Origin of the sequence: Pseudomonas sp. JV414, from assembly GCF_032424305.1 — a bacterium.
Classification (GTDB): domain Bacteria; phylum Pseudomonadota; class Gammaproteobacteria; order Pseudomonadales; family Pseudomonadaceae; genus Aquipseudomonas; species Aquipseudomonas lini.
Window position 1 is genome coordinate 221,824 of sequence record NZ_VYKC01000001.1, and the last position, 20,581, is coordinate 242,404.

The window sequence follows — 20,581 nt, forward strand, 5'->3', positions numbered from 1 at the left end:
GGTCTCAGCCGATCGGCTCGGCCGTACAACTCATTTCCCCTGAGCCTGGCTTCTGGAAAAGCACCACGTTACCGTCTTGCCAGAAGCTGTAGTTCCCTTGGGAATCCTTGCCGGTGTATTGGGTTCCCGAATCATTCTGCACCTGGTTCAGGGTGATCGAAGCGTTCGCCCATTTCAGGTACACGACACCAGGCTGGGTGTTAAAGAAAGTGGCGGTAATCAACGCGTTTAACCCTGCGCAACGAAAAGCCAGGGGGCCTTCGGTGAGTCTGTCTGGATCCTTGGTTCTCGCAATTGCCGAGCCTTGGCGCAGCTGGTGCGCGCGCTCGGCATAACTTCGGATCGCGCACGTCTTGGGCGCAGTCTCGGAGGCACATTGATTGCGGGCGTCGACCCAGAACTGCTGGTCGATCATGACTTTGTCTGGGCGCGGTACTGAATGATCATCCGTGAGCGCCAGGCGATAAAGACGCGTCAGTTCAATATCCATCTGCGTTAGTTGTGGATCGCGACAGATAAGCTTTTCGACGGATGCCCTTGCCGTGGCGCAGTCGAAGCTGGTGTGGATGATTGGCGAAGCAGGTGAGGCATTGGCACAGGTGCTCGTCGCCGCGCACACGCTGGCAGCGAGCAGACAGCTGAAAAGGGCCATGATCGTTTTCATGTTGGCTTGATCATTACGTGATGCCCGGATTGCTGTGGGAATCTATCGATCCGTTAAGCAGTCATTTGTTCGCATTGGGTGTATCGCAGTGTAAGTCAGTGCTCAAAACTTGCCACACCCGTTCGAGGGAGTAGAAGTACAAAAGGAATTAGAGGTTGCATCATAAGAACATTGTTTCAGGGTTGGTCGCCCAGATGCTGAGCTAGACTAAAAGATCCAAAGCACACTGATAGCAGTGGAGTCTTTATGAAAAAATCCATCCCACCCTGTCTGGCTACGATTGTCTCGGTATTCTGCCTTTGCGCTTCAGCCGAGACCGTAACGCCGCTCAAAGGGCAGTCTCCCGAAATCATTCAGCAGGACATTAGTTCATGCCAGGCTCAGGCCAGCAGCACAGCAAGCACCAGCTCAACATCTGAATCAGGCGGACGTGCCCGTGGTGCGGCTACTGGTGCCGTTGCCGGTGCGGCGGTTGCCGGAGCACGCGGTCGTCAGCATGACGAGCTTTATGACAAGGTAGACGACGATGTCAAACAGGAATACCGACAGAACAAAGCCAAGGATGCTGCTGTGGCAGGTGCGGTTGTAGGTGGATCCCGACAACGTCAGGATCGTCGTGAGGATCGCCGGGCAGAACCGGCTGCCACTGCTTCCGCCTACAGCAGTTGCATGCAGCAACGGGGCTACCAGATAACCCCTTGAACGGGCGGTACTATCAAGGCGCTCAAGTCTGCCTGACCACAGAGGGGGTGCAATGCGCATTCCATTGTTTTACGCGGTGTCAGCTGTATTGTTTTTGAGTGGACCTTACTGCCTGGCGCAGCCATTGGATGCGAGCGCGACCACAAACGCTGCCGATACAGCGCCCGTCACCGCGGCGGCCAAAGATGCCGTGTTTACCCAGGAGCAGCTGGATCAAATGCTGGCTCCCATTGCGCTTTACCCGGACCCACTGCTGGCACAGGTGCTGATGGCCACCACGTACCCCGGGGAAGTCGCCGAAGCGGTGACCTGGTCTAAAGCACACCCGGAGGCCAAGGGCGATGATGCGGTAAAACAGGTGGCGAGCCAGCCTTGGGATCCGAGTGTGCAGGCGCTGGTCGCCTTCCCCCAGGTCCTGGCAACGCTGGGACAGGATCCCGTCTGGGTACAACGTCTGGGGGATGCCTTCCTGGCGCAGCCCGACGATGTCATGGGGGGCGTGCAACGCTTGCGTCATCAGGCGCAAGCCGCAGGCAACCTGCAGAGCAACCAATATCAGAACGTGACGGTTCAGGCTGTTGCGGCCCCGGCCCCCACGTCTACCGCACCGGCCCCTGCCAGCAGCACCTCCACCATCATCATTCAGCCCTCCGATCCGCAGGTGGTTTACGTACCCAGTTATAACCCGACAACCACCTACGGCACCTGGCCCTATCCTGCGTCGCCTCCCGTGTACTATCCACCGCCACCAGCCTATTACCCCGGTTCGGCATTGCTGGCCGGGCTGGCGTTTGGTACCGGTGTGGCGATCATCGGCTCGTTGTGGGGTGATTGTGACTGGGACAACAACGACATCGACATCGACGTCGATCGCTACAACAACATCAATCGCAACAACCAAATCACCAATAATCAGAACAAGTGGCAGCACAACACCGTTCACCGCGATGGCGTTCCCTATCGAGACACCAGAAGCCGCGAACAGTACGGCCGACAACTGGGCGGTGCCAATCAGCGTGAGGCTTATCGAGGAGACAATGCCCAACGCGCCCAGGCGCGTGAAAAAGCCCGTAGTTCAATGGACAAGCACGGTATCGAACGACCTGCCACCAGCAACCGCGAAGCCCGTGATCGAGCACGCGAAGCCCAGTCTGGAACCTCGGCCGGTAATCGGATGCAAGCAGGTGCAGACAGGCCGAGGACGACTGACAGAAGCCAGGGCACTGCCAGAAACACTCGGGAGGGTCAGCCGCCCGCCAGACAGACCGCTCAGGTGAATCAGCGCGCACAGGGCACCTCGCAGACGCGCCAAGCTACGCCAAACCGGCCGTCCGCCAGTACGGGCAGTGCCCGCAACAATGCATTCGCCGGCGCGCGCTCACCGTCCCAGACCAACGCACAAGCCAGTCGTGGCCGGACCAGCCAGGCATCCGCCCAGCGCCCCAGTGCCTCGCGATCGGCCGGCCATCAGGTCAGTCGCCCCTCCAGTCCACCAGCGCGTCAAAGAGGGGGCCGTCGTTGAAAAACAATCCTCGAGTGAAGGCACTCACGGGCTTGCTCCCTCAGGTCCTGGCGATAACTGCCGGCTTGGCGTGGTCGTGCATGGTTACGGCACAGCAGGCCTTTCCAACGCCAGAAAATGCCGCTCAAGCGTTCGTCGAAGCACTGGGCACGGAACACGCCGATCAGGCACGCCTGACAGCGTTGCTGGGTAATGAATGGCGCAGTTACATCCCGCGCGAAGGCGTGGAGCGCAAAGATGTGGATGCGTTTTTGAAGCAATACCACGAGCAACACAGCATTGAAAAAACCAGCGACAGCAAGGCACTCCTGGCGGTCGGCAGTGACCACTGGACGCTGCCTATACCCCTGATAAAAGACGCAAACGGTTGGCGCTTCGACCTCAACGCCGGTAGCGCCGAAGTCCGTGCACGTCGAATTGGCCGCAACGAACTCACCGCGTTGCAATCGGTTCTGGCCTATCACGACGCCCAGATGGACTATGCGTCAGTAGATCGTAACGGTGACGGCGCACTCGCCTATGCGCAGAAAATCTTCAGCACCGCCGGCGAGCACGACGGACTCTATTGGGCGGACGACGATAGTGGTCAGATCAGCCCGGTGGGGCCCGCGTTCGGCAAAACCATTGCCGGCGAAGACTGGCATGGTTACCACTTCCGCATCCTTGATGGCCAAGGTCCTTCGGCACCTGGTGGCGCCTACAGCTACCTGATCGGTGACAAGATGAGTCGTGGCTTTGCACTGATCGCCTGGCCGGCGAAGTACGATGACAGCGGGGTGATGAGTTTCATGATCAGTCATGAAGGACAGGTGTTCGAAAAAGACTTGGGACCCGAGGGTGACAAGTTGGCGCAGTCGATGAAGCGCTTTGATCCAGATGACAGTTGGAAGGTGGTTACGGAGGGTCAAGAGTAGATCTACCTGCGCCTCCTCAACCTTTTTTACGCGGACATCAAGCGTCCTGTAATCGTCGCATTAACTTAGCGTGCTCTCACGGCCCTTTCATATCGATCATCCATTAAAAAAAGCCCCCCTTAGCCCCAGATAACATGATTTTTCACGCGGTCAAGCCTTCCATATAGTCATCGCAAGCCCAACCGGAACACCTTAGTGTTTCATCGATGCGAGATAAATTTATGGATGACAAGATGAAGCCCGACCAAAGCCAGGGTGCTGGTATGGGGACACGAGTGGTTTGGGGAGGGGAGCAAGTTCAGCATCCCTACAACGCTACCCAGACTCCCATCGTCGTCAGCGCCGCCTACGGTTACCAAGATATCGATGAATGGTATGACGTGGCGTTGGGTAAAGAACCTGGCTTCATTTACAGCCGCATGAGCAACCCGACTGTCTCTGTCCTGGAACACAAACTCTGCGAGCTTGAAAGCGCAGAATCGGCTGTCGCTTTCAGCACCGGGATGGCTGCAATCAGTGGTGTGTTGCATACCTTCCTGTCCTGTGGTCAACGTGTGGTTTCTACCCGCGACAGCTACGGTGGCACAAACAAGATCTTTGAAGAGTTTCTCCCTCGCATGGGCGTCGAGGTCACGCTTTGCGATACCCTCGACACCGAAGCTATTGAGCATGAGATCGCTAAAGGCTGCAATGTTCTCTATCTGGAAACCCCGACGAACCCAACGCTGAAAGTCCTGGATATTCGACGTCTCGTGGCGGCGGCGAAGCGTGTTGGGGCTTTGGTCATAGCAGACAATACGTTCGCGACGCCTTTGAATCAGAATCCCCTTGCACTCGGGGTTGATGTAGTCGTGCACAGTGCTACCAAGTTTCTATCCGGTCATGGCGATGCGCTTGGCGGTGTGGTCTGCGGCACCGAGCATCTGATGTCTAAAGTTCGCCATTACCGCGAAATCAATGGGGCCTCGCTGGATCCTTTCTCGGCTTATCTCATCATCCGGGGTATCAAGACTCTGGCTTTGCGTTTGCGCCAGCAACAGGCGAGCGCGCAAGTACTGGCCGAGTATTTATGCACCGAGCCATTGGTGGAGTCTGTGAACTATCCGGGACTCCCTCAACATCGAAGTCATGTCATTGCTCGCTCGCAGATGCGCGGATTCGGCGCAATCATCAGCTTCGTGCTGGTGGGAGGCATGGACACGGTGACTCGTTTGTTACCACTGCTTAAGTATGCACATCGGGCGGGTAACTTAGGCGCGGTGGAAACCATCTACGGGCCGGCACGAACAACCAGTCACGTAGAAAACACCTTGGAGGAACGCGAAGCACTTGGAATTTCCGAGGGCTTGGTCAGGGTCTCCGTGGGTATTGAAGAGACGGCCGATTTGTTGGCTGATCTTAAACAAGCGTTCACGTTAGTTCGCAGTAAACAAAATCATGCACATCACCACGCTGATAACACCGAGCGTTTCACTGAGGTGGGAACCTGAACTCGGATAAGACTGCCGACTGCAGGGTCGGACAGTTCTTCATGAATAGTAAAAACAATAACAACTAGCGACAAATTAATGGTGCTGCCTAATAGCCAGTGACAAGGAATTTTGTCCGAACATTTCATGAGAATATAGCGATGACCACTCAAGTAAAAAATGATCAGCCCGATCCAGAATCAAACTTCAAGAAAGAAATGCAGAGCCGCCACATTGTCATGTTGGCGTTGGGCGGTGTTATCGGCACGGGATTATTCCTTACTTCCGGTTACACCGTTAATCAGGCAGGGCCGCTCGGCGCGGTGATTGCCTACATCATCGGTGCTGTGATGGTGTATCTGGTGATGGTCTGTCTCGGTGAGTTGGCGGTACAGATGCCAGAAACCGGATCTTTCAGTAGCTACGCAACTCGATACCTGGGCCCAGGCACGGGCTATACCGTGGCGTGGTTGTACTGGCTCACTTGGGCGGTCGCTATTGGCTCTGAGTTTACGGCTGCGGGTATTCTGATGGTTCGGTGGTTCCCTGATACACCGGTCTGGATCTGGAGCGCGCTTTTTGCCATGGCGGTCTTTTTAAGCAACGTTGCATCTGTTCGTTTGTTTGCAGAAACCGAGTTCTGGCTTTCGCTCATCAAAGTACTGACCGTTATTACTTTTATTGTCATTGGTGGTGCGGCTATTTTCGGTCTCTTCCAAGTACAGCATTTGCAGGGTGTCGGGCTCTCGAATTTTACCCGTGAAGGGCTTTTCCCGACGGGTTTCTTACCCATTGCAATGACACTTCTAGCTGTCTCTTTCGCATTTTCCGGGACTGAGCTTATCGGGATTGCCGCCGGTGAAGCGCAGGACCCTCAGACAAGCGTTCCCAAGGCGATCCGCACGACAGTAGTCCGTTTGGCGCTGTTCTTCGTGGGTACGATTTTCGTACTGGCGACGTTGCTGCCCCGCGAGCAGGCCGGAATCATTGAAAGTCCGTTCGTGATGGTGTTCGAGCTGATTGGCATCCCATACTCAGCTGACATTATGAACTTCGTCATTCTCACCGCCTTGATTTCCGCCGCTAACTCGGGGCTGTATGCAGCTTCGCGCATGCTTTGGACGTTGAGTGATCAAGGGCACATGCCCAAGCGCTACGCCAGGCTTTCGCGCCGGGGCACACCGGTTAACGCGATTGTTTTGAGTATGGCGGGTGCTGCGGCGTCTCTGCTAAGCAGTGTGCTTGCCCCTGATACGGTTTACTTGGCCCTGGTGTCGATTTCGGGTCTTGCAGTCGTGGTCGTATGGATGAGCATCGCCGCGAGCCAAATCGCCTTCCGACGTCATTACGTGGCCAATGGCGGACGAGTTGAAGATCTGCATTTCCGGGTGCGCGGCTACCCTTGGGTTCCTATCGGTGCTCTGTTGTGTTGCTTGCTGGCCTGTGTCGGTATTGCTTTTGATCCTGAGCAGAGAGTGGCGCTCTACTTCGGTCTCCCGTTTATCGCGTGGTGCTACTTTGTTTATTGGATCACTCGCAAGAAGCGGGAAGAGCGGTCGGCATTGGCAGCGGCTGTACATCATTCCGCTGGCGCAGCGTGAATAGCTCAGGCAATGATTGAGCAGAGATAATTCCCGATGAGGTTGCGCCGATGAGTCAAAAATCACTACCGCCCCTGAATTGGCTGAGGGCATTCGAAGCATCGGCGCGGTATTTGAACTTCACCCATGCAGCCGAGGAGCTGCACCTGACTCAAGGTGCAGTCAGTCAGCAGATCCGTCAGTTGGAGTGTCATCTCGGTGTGGCGCTATTCAAGCGCCTGCCCCGAGGGCTTGGATTGACGGAAGAAGGGCAGTCGTACCTGCCGGTAGTTCAAGACGCGATCAGTCGTCTTGCAGTGGGTACAAACGAGATTTTTGGCCAGCGCAATCGAAGGCATGTGAAGGTGCGTGGCAGCCTTTCCTTCCTTCACTATTGGTTGGCCCCTCGGCTCGCAGATTTTTGTCGAGAGTATCCGCAAATCGATATCCGATATATCAGCAACATTTGGGTGAAGGAACCCGATGGAGAGGATGACCTGGAGATTCGCTGGGGATGCGGAGAGTGGTCGGGATTGCACGCTCAGCGATTAACGTGGGACATCCTCCAGCCCGTTTGCTCGCCACAGCTCATGGCCAGCTCACCGATACGTGAGCCTCGCGATTTGATGAACCATTCTTTGTTACATGTATTGGGATACGAGGAAGGTTGGGGTTACTGGTTGAAGCGGGTGGGTGCAGACGATGTCGATTATTCCCGTGGTCTTCAGTTCGACACACTGATTTCCACAATCCGCATGGCGGAACTGGGTCAGGGCGTTGCCTTGGCGCGGTCTTCCGTCGTGGAAGACTTGCTCAAGAGTGGGCACCTGATTGCTCCCTTCAGTCACCGAATTGAAGCCAGCGAGTCCTTTTATCTAGTGCGCGAGCAGGCCGAGGTGCTCTCGCCTGATGCCGCGACTTTTTCTACATGGCTGGTGGCTCAAGCCCACCGCCCTTTGTAATTCGGAGTCATCCATGTATTACGTAAGCACACGCGGCGGTGAAGTGCGGGCGGACTTTCGCAGTGTGGTTCTGTCGGGGCTTGCCGAAGATGGCGGTCTCTATGTCCCGGCAAGTTTGCCTGTCTTCACTGAGGAGCAGATTACCAGTTGGTCGTGGCTGCCATTCGATGAGCTGGTCTGGCGAGTGGTCTCACCCTACGTTGGCTCTTCCATGGACGAAAGCACGTTGCGTGCCTTGCTCAGCGACAGCTATCGGAACTTTAATCATCGCGCTATTACGCCGCTTGAGCAGATTGGCCATAACGAGTGGATACTCCAGCTGTTTCATGGCCCGACCCATTCTTCCAAAGACTTCGCTGCACAACTGCAATCGCGTTTGGTGGCGCATTTCCTGGGTGAGGTCGGTGGCGAGGCGCTGATCGTCGGTGCGACCAATGGTGATACCGGGCTGGCGGCGCTTGAGGCATTCGCTAACTGCCCGGGCACTCGCATGGCGATTATGTATCCGCGCAATGGGGTACCGGCTGAACAACTCTCTGCCCTGCAAGCGGCGGACCCTGAGCGGGTTCAGCTTTTCCCGGTAGACGGTAATTTCGACGACTGCCAGACGTTGGTCTCCCGGCTCTTGCGTGATTGGCCGTTAGAGGGGGTAATACCGGTCTGTTTCAACTCCACCAACTGGGTCGGTGTCCTCGCACAGATCGTTTTTTATTTCCACGCGGCCTTGCAGCTGGGCGCAGGGACACGTCCTGTAGGCTTCAGCGTTCCAGCGGCCAGCTCTGCTGAGATCTACGCCGGCTACCTTGCCCAGAAAATGGGATTACCCATCAACCAGGTGATCATTTCTACGAACAGTAATGATGCACTTCACCAGTTCATACATCGCAATCGCTATTCGACCCGAGTGAGTAACCGTACGTTATCTCCCGCGATGGATTTCTCTCTTTTCTCCAACCTGGAACGGTTCATCTGGGAGCTGTATGGGCACGATGGGGGCTCAGTGAAGGCGCTGATGGAGCATTTTGAGGACTGCGGCGAGTTAAGCATTGGCAACCAGCAGTGGCTCCGGGCCCGAGTGCTGTTCGATTCCTATGCGGTAGACGAATCACAGGTTCGCGACGAAGTCGTCAAGTTGTTCCGTGAAACCGGGTCTGCAATCGATCCACATACTGCTGTCGGTGTGCTGGCTGGCCGAATTCATCGGCGCAGCCTGGGGGCTCCGATGGTGACCTTTGGGCAAATTGCTCCGACCAAGTCTGCGGTCCTATTGTCCGAATTAGGTGTCTGGCGGGGAGAGGTGCCAACGACTCCCGACATTTCTGCTCAGCCACCCTACTTGGCTAAAGGCGATCTGGAGGGTCTGTGCCAAGCCCTCTTGTTGGCGCAGCAGAGGCACGTATGAAGCGCATTCTGGATCCGCTGGATGAGCGCATCCTCGCCGAACTTACAGCGAATGCTCGAGTCGCCCATGTTGAGCTGGGCGCCAAGGTCAACTTGTCTCGCAATGCTGTGCGACAGCGCATTGAGCGTCTTGAGCGAGACGGCGCCATTCAGGGTTATACGGTGCGTCTCGGTGATTCCCGACGGCCTTCATCGCTGATCAGTGCCGTGATCTTTGTCTACCGCTACGACCGCATGCGTGGGGAAGAGGTACTTGCCGCGCTGCGCTCGCTCCCCGAGGTGGTTCAGTGTGAAGTCTTGAGTGGTGAGTTTGATCTGATGCTTCGAGTCAATGCAGCCTCACCCGAACGCGCCCACCTCGTCTGGAAGGAAATCTCGGCGATGCCCGGGGTGGAAAACACCGTCACTTCATTTGTCCTTTCTGCAGTGTTCTGATCGCAGAAAAGGGGTTTTCTGTCTAAGCCGGTAAGTTAAAACGCAGAACCTGTGGGAGCGTGGCTTGCCCGCGAAGAACGATGACGCGAAGTACCTGAAAAACCGCGGTGCATTCTTCGCGGGCAAGCCACGCTCCCACAGGATTTTCGTCGCTCCAACTTACCGGCATCAGGCTTTCTGCCTCTGTACACCTCGTTTTCCTGTACGGGCAGAATGACCAACAAATACAGCACTCTGCCATATTCAACTGCCAGCGCCCGACTCTTAGGATGTTCCTGTCGAACAACATCCAAGAGGACTGCTTTCATGACTGAATACAAAATTGCCCTGGTGGGTTTTGGTGGCGTCAACCGTGGCCTGGCTCAACTGATTGCAGATCGCAACGCCGAGTGGAAAGCATCGCTGGGTTTTGGGATCAAAATCGTCGGTGTGACTGATATTTTTCTTGGTTCCATCGTTGCTAAAGAGGGGCTGGATGCAAAGCAGTTGGTCGCTCTGCCTATCGAGAAGGGGGCACTCGCCCAGATGCCTGGAGGCACCGCTGAGGCGTTGAACGAAGCGGTCATCAAGCATTCCGGTGCTGACATGATTGCTGAAGCCACCTTCACTAACCCTGTCGATGGTGAGCCCGCTACTACCTTCTGCCGCTGGGCTCTGGAAAGCGGCATCCATGTTGTGACCACCAACAAGGGGCCCATTGCATTGCACGGCGCTGAGCTTAAGGATTTGGCCCGTCGTCATGGTGTTGCCTTCGAATACGAAGGTTCGGTCATGAGCGGTACGCCGGTGATTCGTCTGGCAAGACAGGCGCTGGCAGGTGCAGAGGTTCAAGGCTTTGAAGGCATCCTGAACGGGACTTCCAATTACGTGCTGACCCGCATGAAGGACGGCCTGACATTTAACGACGCGGTTGCTCAGGCTCAACAACTCGGCTATGCCGAGGCCGACCCAACTGCTGATGTGGAGGGGTTTGACGTCCGCCTCAAGGTAGTGATCCTCGCCAACGAACTGCTCAATGCTCGATTGAACGTCAGCGATGTGGCTTGCTCGGGGATCAGCAGCATCAGCCCAGAAGACATCGCTCAGGCAAGCGCCAACGGTGCCAGTTGGAAGCTGATCGGCTCTGCAAGTCGCGAAGTTGATGGCTCGGTTCGGGCGAGTGTGGAGGCTCGACTGCTGCCGAATTCGCATCCTCTCGCCGGTATTTGCGGTGCCACCAACGCGGTGTCGTTCAACACGGCATTGCTGGGTGCCGTTACGGTATCCGGTCCTGGGGCAGGACGTATCGAGACTGCCTTCGCGCTGCTGTCAGACATCATCGCCATCCATACCACCCACGGCAAGTAACAGGAGAGTCGTCATGAGTGTATCCAGCATGGCCAGTATCCAGCTTGTTGATGCCAAACAGATTGATGTGTTCAGTCCATTCGATGGTCGCTTGGTGGGAAGCGTGCCTTGCCTCGATGCAACCGCTGTTCCTGGCTTGCTGGAGCGTGCGCGAATTGGCGTGCGTGAGAGTGCGGCAATGCCTCGTCACTTTCGTGCACGCGTCCTTGAGGAAGCGGCTCGGCGGGTGGAACTTGAGGCTGAAGCGTTTGCCAGACTCATTGTTGCAGAGGCCGGAAAGACGCTGCGACAAGCAGAGAAGGAAGTGAAGCGTTGTGTGAACACGCTGAAGCTATCGGCGGATGAGGCTCGTCGTAACGCCGGGGAAGTGATTCCATTTGAGGCATATGAAGGCTCAGAATCGCGCCAAGGCTGGTTCACTCGCGAACCGTTGGGGCTTATCGTCGCGATCACCCCCTACAACGATCCGCTGAACCTGGTCGCCCATAAACTGGGCCCGGCCATCGCCGGTGGCAATGCAGTGATTCTGAAACCTTCAGAGCTCGCACCGTTGTCAGCTCTCAAGCTGGTTGAGTGTCTGGTGGCGGCGGGGCTGCCTCCGTCCGTGGTGACCCCGGCGACGGGAGGCGTCGATCTGGGTAAAGCACTGGTGGAGCTGCGCGAAGTACGGATGATCTCTTTCACAGGTGGTTTTGCCACTGGAGAGTCCATTGCTCGTAGTGCAGGCTTGAAGAAGTTGGCCATGGATCTGGGGGGAAATGCACCGGTTCTCGTGCTCGAAGATTGTGATCTTGAACCGACCGTAGAGTCTTGTGTATCAGGTGCTTTCTGGGCCGCAGGACAGAATTGCATCGGCACGCAGCGCATCCTCGTACACCGTTCAATCTACGAAGATTTCCGCGAGCGTTTTGTCAGCCAAACGCGTGCATTGGTACTTGGCGATCCTGATCAGCGAGCAACGGATGTTGGCCCAATGATTACGGAGCAGGCGGCTCGTCGCACCGAACAGTTGGTGAATGAGGCGCTGGCCGAGGGGGCTCTTCTTCTGTGCGGACACCATCGTCAAGTGGGAAGCTATGCGCCAACTGTGCTGGAGCGTGTAAGCCATAGCAGTCGGATCTGGCAACAGGAGGTCTTCGCACCGGTGGTCATCCTGGAGCCTTTTGACCATCTGGATGACGCCGTTGCTCTGGCCAATGCGCCAGAATACAGCTTGCATGCGGGACTCTTCACCCGTGATCTTTCCAAGGCCTTGAAATTGGCGCGGCAAATTGAAGCCGGTGGGGTGATGATCAATGATTCTTCCGATTATCGTTTTGATGCCATGCCTTTCGGTGGCTTCAAGTACGGCAGTCTGGGGCGAGAAGGTGTTCGATTTGCCTACGAGGACATGACGCAACCCAAAGTGGTCTGCATCAATGAGATGGGTTGAGCCTCTGCTTTGGTGTCGAGAGAACCGAGCTCAGGTTGGCCCTTGGCAACTAATGCAAATTTTGTCGCAGGGAGCTCCCATCAAACGCTCCATGCGATAAACCAGGGAGGAATATGATCAACATTCGTGAAGCTACCAAAGCCGACCTCGATGTTCTACGTGAAGTCGGCTGTAAGACCTACCGAGAGCATTTTTCGGCCATTTGGTCTCTCGCCGGTATGCAGGGCTTCCTCAATCGAGACTTCTCACCCAGCGCGCTCGGCCAATCACTCGAATCATCCGCTAGCCATTTGTGGCTTATAGCCTCAGACGCAAGCGGTAGGGTCGTAGGCTTTTCCAAAATTAACTGGTCGGCACCTGCGCCTTTAACTGGCGAAGTGGGCGTGGAGCTTCAAAAGATTTACTTCCTCAAATCCGAAGCAGGGCGAGGGTATGGGAAACAGCTTCTGCGCTTCATTTGCAACCGAGCGATAGAGCGCGGAGAACGCTTGCTCTGGCTTGACGTGCTCAAGACCAATTCAAATGCGCGGCGCTTCTATGAGGGTTTCGGTTTCCAAAAAATCGGTGAGATCCCTTTCAAAACTGACTTGGCTGAAATTGGGATGGTTGTAATGGCTTGTGAACTTTCCCGATAGGCGCGTTCGATGGCCTCTGCAAATTCCCTGTGGGAGCGGGCATGATCGCTCCCACAGGATGTGGCCTAACTCAAGGTTGTGAAATCGCTGGCATGCAGCGCCTGTACGCCCACCAATTGGATTTCGAACTCGGGGGTGGCCCCGGCGTTGACACTGCCGTAGAGAATGCCATCGGCAAAGCGCAGTTGGCCGGTGGCGTCGGCAGGGTCGAAGGCGTTGCTGCCGATGAAGGTGAAGGCGTCGACAGCGGTGGTCAGCGGGTTGGCGTCCAGGCCGGTGAAATCCAGAAGATCACCCTCGGTGCTCTTGAAGCCGTTGATCACATCGCGCAAAGCCCCGACACCCATATCGGACAGAGCACCAAACGCGTAGGTATCCGCGCCAGTGCCACCGGTGAGGTTGTCGGTGCCTGCGCCGCCGATCAATCGGTCATCGCCCGAACCGCCCACCAGCGTATCGTTGCCCGCGCCACCGTTCAGAACGTTCGCGGCACTGTTGCCCGACAGATTGTCTGCGTAGGCGCTTCCCGTCAGGTTTTCGCAGAATTTCAAGGTATCGAGCCCGGAACTCACGGTGTTTTGTTGCGCTGACGTCGAGAGGTTTACGGTCACGCCGGACAGGGCGCGTTCAAAAGACACCGTGTCATTGCCATCGCGCCCGTCCAGCACATTGTTGCCGGTTCCGGCGAACAGCGTGTTGTCCAACGCGTTGCCCGTACCATTGGCGGCGCCAGTGCTATCGATATGCAGACGCTCGACGTTGTTGCCGAGGGTATAAGCCGCCAGGCTGCTGTGCACGCTGTCGATCCCTCCAGCCGCCGCGTTGCTGTTGATTTCGATCACTGCGTCGTCGGCGTTGTCGACATAGTAGGTGTCGTTGCCATCGCCGCCGCTCATGCTGTCGTCCCCGGCGGCACCATTGAGCACGTTATTGGCGGCATTGCCGGTGATGAAGTTGTGCCGCTCATTGCCGGTGCCGTTGATGGCCGACACGCCGGTGAGCACCAGGTTCTCGAGATTGGCGCCCAGGGTCCAGTTGACCGAGGCCTGCACCGTATCGATCTGCGAGGTCGAGGTGTTGGTTTCCACCGCGCGGTCTGACGCGTTATCGACCACATAGACGTCGTTGCCATCGCCACCGGTCATGGTGTCGGCGCCCAGGTGGCCATCCAGGGTGTCGTTGCCCGAACTGCCCACCAGGGTATCCGCCTGGTCGGTACCGGAAATCATGTTCTGAGCGTTGTCGAAGATATCCTGCACGCTGTTGTTGTCGTTGGGATTGCCCTGGAAGCCAAGGTCATTGGCAATGTAGTCGGCCAGGCGCTGGCCGACGATCTCCGCCGACTCCTCGTGCAGGTGCCAGACGTCGTCCGGATACGCCAGCGGATCGACTTCGTAGCGCAAGGGGAGGTCGGTGTAGTCCACCGCCAGCTTGACGTCGGCGCGCTCGGCGGCGATGGCTTCCTGGGCGGCGCGGACATAGCCAACCCCCTCGACGATGGAGGCAATCTTTTCTTCCGAATAACCACGGGCACGCGCCGCGTCCTGTTCGTAGTGACCGGTTTCCATCATGTACACGTTGAAGTTGCCGAACTGGGCATGCAGGTAATCAAACACCTTCAGGGTCGCGGCCTTGTAGGCCGCTGCTGCCGCTGCTTTGTCCGTGGCGCGGCCGATCTCCTGGGCGGCTTCCTCGCCCTGGCCCCAAATGATGCCCATGGTGACGTTATCGATGGATTGCAGTTCGGTGCGCTGGTCCCGCAGCAGCGTCACGGCGCGCAACAGCGCAGCCCCGGGTTGGTTGGTGTCGGTCAGCCACCAGCACAACTGGAGTTCCTCGGTGCTGAGCGTCGACAGGCCGGTGACCGTGCTGCCGCCCACCGCGATGTCGATGCCGTTGCCATTGGCATCGGTGAACTGGCTGCGCACGTCATAGGGGGTGTAGCGGTCCAGGTCGTTGACCAGCATCGAGGTGCCGGACTGATTGTCGTCCTCCGTCATGCGCAGCAGGCGCGCATTGGATTGGCCGAGGGTGGGCAGGTAGAGGATGTCCTGCTGGGTGCTCTCGCCAAACACGAAGTCGCTGGCGGTCAGGGTGTTGAGGTAGTTGCCGCTGAGGGCGATTTCAAAACGATTGCCATCGGCATCCGCTTCGGCGGACTTGATGTAGGTCTTGTCGCCGGCCGCGTTAAGGGTGATGTACAACGTGCCATGGCGGCCATCGCCGAGGCCGACAAAGCCCAGGCCTGAAACATCGATCTTGTCGACGCCCGCGGTGAAGTCATAAATCGTGTCGGTGGCCGTGATACCACCCGTGTCGTAGTCGCGGTAGCTGTCGAGCACGTTGGTGTAGCGGAAGGTGTCGGCACCATCGCCGCCGTACAGCGAGTCGCGTCCGGCGCCGCCGTCGACGATGTCCGCGCCGGTACCGGCCTTGATCGTGTCGTTGCCACCGAGGCCGAGGATCAGGTCGGCGCCCGCCGTGCCGTTGAGGGTTTCGGCATTGTTGGTACCGGTGATGGTGTTGGCGGGCGCATCGGCCACTACCAGGGCGAAGCTATCGCTGACCGATGCACCGGCCGGGTCCGTGGCTTTGACCAGCACGTTGTAATTGCCGGACGCGGTGCTGGTCGGCGTGCCGGTGAAGGTCAGGTTGGTGGCATTGAAGCTCAGCCACGCGGGCAGGGCGCTGCCATCGGCGAGGGTCGCGATGTAGCTGAGGCTGTCATTATCCGGATCGGTGAAACTGGTGGCCGGCACCGCGTAGCTGAACGGGGTGTTTTCGGTCGCGTTCTGATCCAGCAACGCCGTGGCCAGCACCGGCGCCTGGTTGGTCGGTGACGACGAGGCGAAGACGAAGTTGGCGCTGGTCAGCTTGCCGAGGTAGTTGCCGTCGAGTGCCACTTCGAAGCGGTTGCCATTGGCGTCGGCGGTCAGGGTTTTGATGTAAGTCTTGGTGCCGGCACTGTTGAGCACCACGTACACGGTGTTGTTCTTGCCATCCCCCAAGCCGGTGAAACCTATGGCCGAGAGGTCGATCTTGTCGGCGGTGATATCGAAATCGGTGATCAGGTCGCCAAGGTTGGCACCGCCGGTGTTGTAGTTGCGGTAACTGTCCAGGCGATTGGAGAACACAAAGATGTCCGCTCCAGCGCCGCCGGTGAGGGTGTCCATGCCTGCGCCGCCGTCGAGCTTGTCGTCGCCCGCGCCGCCACTGAGGCTGTCGTTGCCCGCCAGGCCGAGGAGGGTGTCGGCCGAATCGCTACCCAGCAGCGAGTCGCTGCCGCTGGTGCCGGTGACCACACGATTGAAGATGAAATTGCTGGCTGTCAGAGTGCTGGCGAGGTTGCCCGAGAGGATCAGCTCGAAACGATTGCCGCTGGCGTCGGCATCGTAGTCCTTGATGTAGGTGCGGTCGCTGCTGGCGCTGTAGCTGACCTGCAGGGTGCCGCCACGGCCATTACCCAGGCCGGTGAAACCGAGGCCGGCGAGATCGATCTTGTCCTGAGTGACATCGAAGTCGGTGATGGTGTCATCGAAGCTTGTGGTTGCGTTGCGGTAACTGTCGGACTGAGCGACGAAACGGAACGTATCGGCGCCGGTACCGCCGGTGAGTTTGTCGATGCCTGCACCCCCCACCAGAATGTCGCCACCGGCCCCGCCATTGATGGTGTCGTTGCCGGCAGCGCCGTAGAAAATCTCGCTGGCGGCGCTGCCCAGCAGGGTGTCATTGCCAGCCGTACCTTGCACGGTGGTCATCGGCACCGTGTCGCTGACGTAGCTGCCATCACCATAGATCAGCGTGGCACCCTTGCTGGTGTGGCTGATGGTATTGCCGATAATGGCGTTGCGATCAGTGCCGTCTTCGTTGCGCTCGGCGACGCCGTAGGTCGACAGGTCGCTGCCGATGATGATGTTGCCCTGGATGGTGTTATCGCTGCCGTTGAAGTACTTGCCGGACACGCCCAAGGTGTCGTTGTAGGACTGGATGATGATTTCCGGTACGGGGCTGCCCAGGGAATTGTTGGTGAGCGTGTTGTCGATGATCTCGACGTGGTTACTGCCGTAGATGCGTATCCCGGCGCTGGTGTTGTCGTGAATGTCGACACCGCTGACCGTCACCTCGCTGGACATTTTGATCAGCACCCCTTCGGCGCCGTTGCCGTACACCTCGCCACCGGTGATGGTTATGTTGCTGGGGGAGGGGATGTCCTCGCTGCCGCGCTGGATCACGATGCCATTGCCGCCATTGTTGTAGGCGACGTTATTGGTGAGCGTGAAGTCGTGGGTGCTGGTAACGATGTTGAAACCGTGCCGGTCGTTGTCGTAGGCGATGTTGTTTTCGAAGGTGCTGTCGCTGAGGAAGTCAGCCACGAAGCCGTCCAGGCCATTGCCGTGGGACACGCTGTTCTTGATGACCATGTTGACGGTCTGCTCGTGGGGGTCGAAACCGTACCCGGAGCAATCCTTGATCTCGACGCTGTCGAGGGTGACGTTGGAGTCGTAGCCTGCTTCGCCGGGAATGTAGCCGTTGAACCAGCCGTCGATCTTGCCGGTGGTGCTGTCACGGTTGCCGTCAATGGTGAGGTTGCTGACGCCGAAGTCGTGGGTTTCCTCGCCATAGGCGGAGCGGATGACCCCCGTGATCTTGGTGTCGGAGCCGTCAGCCACCTTGACGGTGGTTGCGCCCATGCCGTCGCCGTACAGGTAGACGTTGCTCTTGAGCATCAGGCAACCGTCGGAGGGTTCCGCACCGCCCGAAACGATATAAGTTCCGGTGGGCATATACACCTGCCCACCGCCTGCAGCGGCCGCCGCATCAATTGCACTTTGTATCGCCGCTGTGTCGTCAGTGATGCCATCTCCTTTGGCGCCAAAATTTTGTACATTGAAAATCATGAGCTTATCTCCGTATCAGGCGAAAACCTCGGTAGATGCCAATATTCCATCGACAGGTACCGTGTTATGACCCAACGGAGGGGAAAAGTTGTGACCGCGTATCGGGGAAGTGTCAAAAAACCGGACTAACTGATTAGCGGTTGCGAGATGTTTTGAGGTATTTCGAAAAAATAACGTTCTGTTGACGCTTACTCAGGTAGCGAGCGATGCCTGTGGGAACGGGCTCGCGGAGACGGTGGTTCTGGTTCGATCATGGGATGTGCCTCGGCATGGGTATTGATATTCATGCCGAGGTGTTGAAGGAACCTGCCATTGCGGGTTTTCAATGAAGGGGGAGGTTGGGTCTACAGGAAGGCGGGTGAACATCTCGGAACGCGCGAAATCGATCTGGCTCCCTTCGCCACTCGTACCATACTACTTGAACGTATTAATGAGGCCTTCGATCTGATGCATGAGGGCCCTATCAAATACTGATCCGCACCCTGGAGCTCAGGCTCCAGGTCCAGTTCCAATACCACCCTGATATTGGAGGTTTATCGTGAGCAAATTGAAGCTTCATCCTTCGCTGGACAGCGGAATAGAGCCAAGCTCTGCAAACTTCTCTGGCGGCACCCTGCAATGCCTGTGTCCGACTGATAAGGTTGAAATCAGGATTGACGCCCAGACCCTGCACAATCATGCCTGTGGCTGCAGCAAATGCTGGAAGCCCACAGGTGCGAAATTCGCGGTCGTTGCTGTCGTTCCCCGCGATAAAGTCAGCGTCACCGCGAACGCTGAGAAGCTGGTTATCGTCGACGAGAGCGCGACTATTCAACGACATGCCTGCAAAGAGTGCCATGCACATATGTACGGCCGCATCGAAAATAAAGACCACGCGTTCTATGGCCTGGATTTTGTGCATACCGAGCTATCCCCGCAAAAAGGGTGGGCTGCACCGGGCTTTGCAGCTTTCGTTTCGTCGATCATCGAAACCGGCACCCCACCGGAGGACATGAAGGAAATCCGCGGAAAACTGCGCGCGCTCGGTCTGGAACCGTATGATTGCTTGTCGCCAGATCTGATGGACGCATTGGCTACGCAAGTGGCGAAGTTGAATGGTGTTCTCGCATCCCGCTAAGCCCGGCACGACCCACCTTGGCTGAACCATTGGTGCAACGCCCTTCACCTATATCTGTTTCAGGTGAAGGGCGTTGCGCTCAAGCCCTGTTTTTCCGGATAAGGGTGGTGTTTTGATGGGCATGGAGGCCCGTTAGCCAGAAACCGGGTTAGAGTGTTCATCAATGTCTGTTCATAAGGGCCCTCCACTCGATTCGCGTAGTCGCGCCAAGCGGTTCCAGCGAACGAGCCGGGCAAAAAAAACCGTATTTCAATCGTTATGTGAAGAATGAATCGTTCGCTGTTTGTTTCTCTAGATGGGCCCAAGGGAGCCGGCAAAACCACACTGTTGGAGGCCGTTACGAAAGTACTGAGGGCAGACAACAAAAAGGTGATCCGACTTTGCGAGAAAAAAAGCGATCCCTATAGGGGTGAAACAATGGCCCTCGTTAACAAGCTCGTCAGAAATCCCACCCGGGATTTGGAGTTGGAGGTTTGTGAGCGCTTTGCTGATAGCCGTACCTGGATTTCCCGGCACGTGCTGGCTAAACAGCCACCAGGCAGCATCATCTTGATCGATCGCTGGTATCCGTCTGATGCCGCGTTTCGCCGGATAGTCCCGTTTGCAGAGATTCTACAGTTGAACATTGATCGAAACGTGCAAGTGCCAGACCTGCATGTCGGGGTTGTCACCGCCCCTGAAATCTCATGGGCGAGGGCAGCGGCACGACGGCGCGGGCTGAGCAGTACTGTGCTCCATAAGCTGGAAGAACATGTCGCTTGTACCAAGGCGTTCGAGCGAGCGATTGCAGATCACGGCTGGGTTTTATGCCGTAATGAAGGAACGATCGAAGACGCAACGATGCAGGTGATTTCTGAGATCTATAGAGTCCTTCGATGCGCCGGCCTTGATGCGGTTGAGATAGCCGTAGATATAGATCGTTAGCTGGTTTGTCGCCGCAGCGGTAGCCGGCTGATGCTTTGATCTGGGTGCCTGTCATCGAGCTCTGAGCCGAAGCTTCCCGGGGTGGGTCATATATGATCAGACGGTTCGAGCGTCGATTGCTGGAGCCGGGGTATTGAGTTGGCTCAAACAGGGATCGGGGATTGGTAGCTTGAAAGAACCTTAGTAGAAGTTCCGTCCTGACACATCATTTAACTTATGGGCGATGTCAGATGTTCATGGCTCCAATAAGTCCTTTTAAAATAAGGGTTTGGATTAGAAAAACAAAGCGCATGCTCTCCAAAACTTGTTCATGACCGACTGTTCAGACCGCAGCGGTGCAAACAAATCCAGTTGCCTCTGGCATTGCAGCGGGGGGGGGGGGAGGAAGTTACACTGATATTTTCGAACGGGAGTAATCTCTGTATGCGTCATGAGCGGCAACGTTTTCAGTCTACAAATTCGTTCGTTGCGAGTAGACAATGTGCGCTCTGTTCCGGGGTAGTTCAGCGGTAGAACACTCGGCTCTTAACCGGGTGGGCGCTGGTTCGAATCCAGCCCCCGGACCCACTACATCGCAGG

General features: G+C 56.9%; 15 protein-coding genes and 1 tRNA gene. 14 read left to right on the forward strand and 2 right to left on the reverse strand.

Features of this window, described 5'->3' with window-relative positions:
* Window positions 1–4: 4 nt before the first annotated feature.
* Complete coding sequence (locus tag F6R97_RS00970) at window positions 5–664, reverse strand: MliC family protein (RefSeq protein WP_038983288.1); 660 nt, start codon at window positions 662–664, stop codon at window positions 5–7.
* Between the two features lie 246 nt (window positions 665–910).
* On the opposite strand from F6R97_RS00970, the gene F6R97_RS00975 reads away from it, so the two are divergent.
* From F6R97_RS00975 to F6R97_RS01025, 11 genes are all read left to right on the forward strand, one after another.
* Complete coding sequence (locus F6R97_RS00975) at window positions 911–1,366, forward strand: YMGG-like glycine zipper-containing protein (RefSeq protein ID WP_315865844.1); 456 nt, start codon at window positions 911–913, stop codon at window positions 1,364–1,366.
* 52 nt (window positions 1,367–1,418) lie between these two features.
* A complete protein-coding gene (locus F6R97_RS00980; protein ID WP_315865845.1) occupies window positions 1,419–2,888 on the forward strand; it encodes a DUF3300 domain-containing protein in 1,470 nt (489 codons plus the stop codon).
* 80 nt (window positions 2,889–2,968) lie between these two features.
* Complete coding sequence (locus F6R97_RS00985; protein WP_315865846.1) at window positions 2,969–3,802, forward strand: DUF2950 domain-containing protein; 834 nt, start codon at window positions 2,969–2,971, stop codon at window positions 3,800–3,802.
* Between the two features lie 221 nt (window positions 3,803–4,023).
* On the forward strand, window positions 4,024–5,292 hold the full coding sequence (locus tag F6R97_RS00990) for a cystathionine gamma-synthase family protein (RefSeq protein WP_315865847.1): 1,269 nt from the start codon (window positions 4,024–4,026) through the stop codon (window positions 5,290–5,292).
* Window positions 5,293–5,432: 140 nt separating this feature from the next.
* Window positions 5,433–6,872, forward strand: coding sequence for an amino acid permease (locus F6R97_RS00995; RefSeq protein WP_315865848.1), 1,440 nt, complete (start codon window positions 5,433–5,435; stop codon window positions 6,870–6,872).
* Window positions 6,873–6,922: 50 nt separating this feature from the next.
* A complete protein-coding gene (locus F6R97_RS01000; protein ID WP_038983284.1) occupies window positions 6,923–7,813 on the forward strand; it encodes a LysR substrate-binding domain-containing protein in 891 nt (296 codons plus the stop codon).
* Between the two features lie 13 nt (window positions 7,814–7,826).
* Window positions 7,827–9,215 carry a threonine synthase gene (gene thrC, locus F6R97_RS01005; RefSeq protein ID WP_038983283.1) on the forward strand — a complete coding sequence of 463 codons (1,389 nt, stop codon included), beginning with the start codon at window positions 7,827–7,829 and terminating at the stop codon, window positions 9,213–9,215.
* The gene (locus F6R97_RS01010) at window positions 9,212–9,649 is read left to right on the forward strand and encodes an Lrp/AsnC family transcriptional regulator (protein ID WP_315865849.1); all 438 of its coding nucleotides are present in this window, start codon (window positions 9,212–9,214) and stop codon (window positions 9,647–9,649) included. The genes thrC and F6R97_RS01010 overlap by 4 nt, the downstream gene beginning before the upstream one ends.
* A gap of 306 nt (window positions 9,650–9,955) precedes the next feature.
* Window positions 9,956–10,996 carry a homoserine dehydrogenase gene (locus F6R97_RS01015; RefSeq protein ID WP_315865850.1) on the forward strand — a complete coding sequence of 347 codons (1,041 nt, stop codon included), beginning with the start codon at window positions 9,956–9,958 and terminating at the stop codon, window positions 10,994–10,996.
* Window positions 10,997–11,009: 13 nt separating this feature from the next.
* Window positions 11,010–12,428 carry an aldehyde dehydrogenase family protein gene (locus tag F6R97_RS01020; protein WP_038983280.1) on the forward strand — a complete coding sequence of 473 codons (1,419 nt, stop codon included), beginning with the start codon at window positions 11,010–11,012 and terminating at the stop codon, window positions 12,426–12,428.
* A gap of 113 nt (window positions 12,429–12,541) precedes the next feature.
* Entirely contained in the window at window positions 12,542–13,063 is a 522-nt protein-coding gene (locus F6R97_RS01025) for a GNAT family N-acetyltransferase (RefSeq protein WP_050682017.1), read from the forward strand.
* 65 nt (window positions 13,064–13,128) lie between these two features.
* Here the strand turns inward: F6R97_RS01025 and F6R97_RS01030 are convergent, their stop codons facing one another.
* Window positions 13,129–17,961 (reverse strand): M10 family metallopeptidase C-terminal domain-containing protein, encoded by a 4,833-nt coding sequence (locus F6R97_RS01030; protein WP_315865851.1) that lies wholly within the window; start codon window positions 17,959–17,961, stop codon window positions 13,129–13,131.
* Between the two features lie 538 nt (window positions 17,962–18,499).
* Here F6R97_RS01030 and gfa point away from each other — a divergent pair.
* From gfa to F6R97_RS01045, 3 genes are all read left to right on the forward strand, one after another.
* Window positions 18,500–19,078: an S-(hydroxymethyl)glutathione synthase gene (gene gfa / locus F6R97_RS01035; RefSeq protein WP_038983277.1), complete on the forward strand. Its 579-nt coding sequence runs from the start codon at window positions 18,500–18,502 to the stop codon at window positions 19,076–19,078.
* A gap of 267 nt (window positions 19,079–19,345) precedes the next feature.
* Complete coding sequence (locus F6R97_RS01040) at window positions 19,346–20,002, forward strand: dTMP kinase (RefSeq protein ID WP_048393379.1); 657 nt, start codon at window positions 19,346–19,348, stop codon at window positions 20,000–20,002.
* A gap of 492 nt (window positions 20,003–20,494) precedes the next feature.
* Window positions 20,495–20,569: transfer RNA gene (locus F6R97_RS01045), tRNA-Lys, on the forward strand.
* Window positions 20,570–20,581 lie beyond the last annotated feature (12 nt).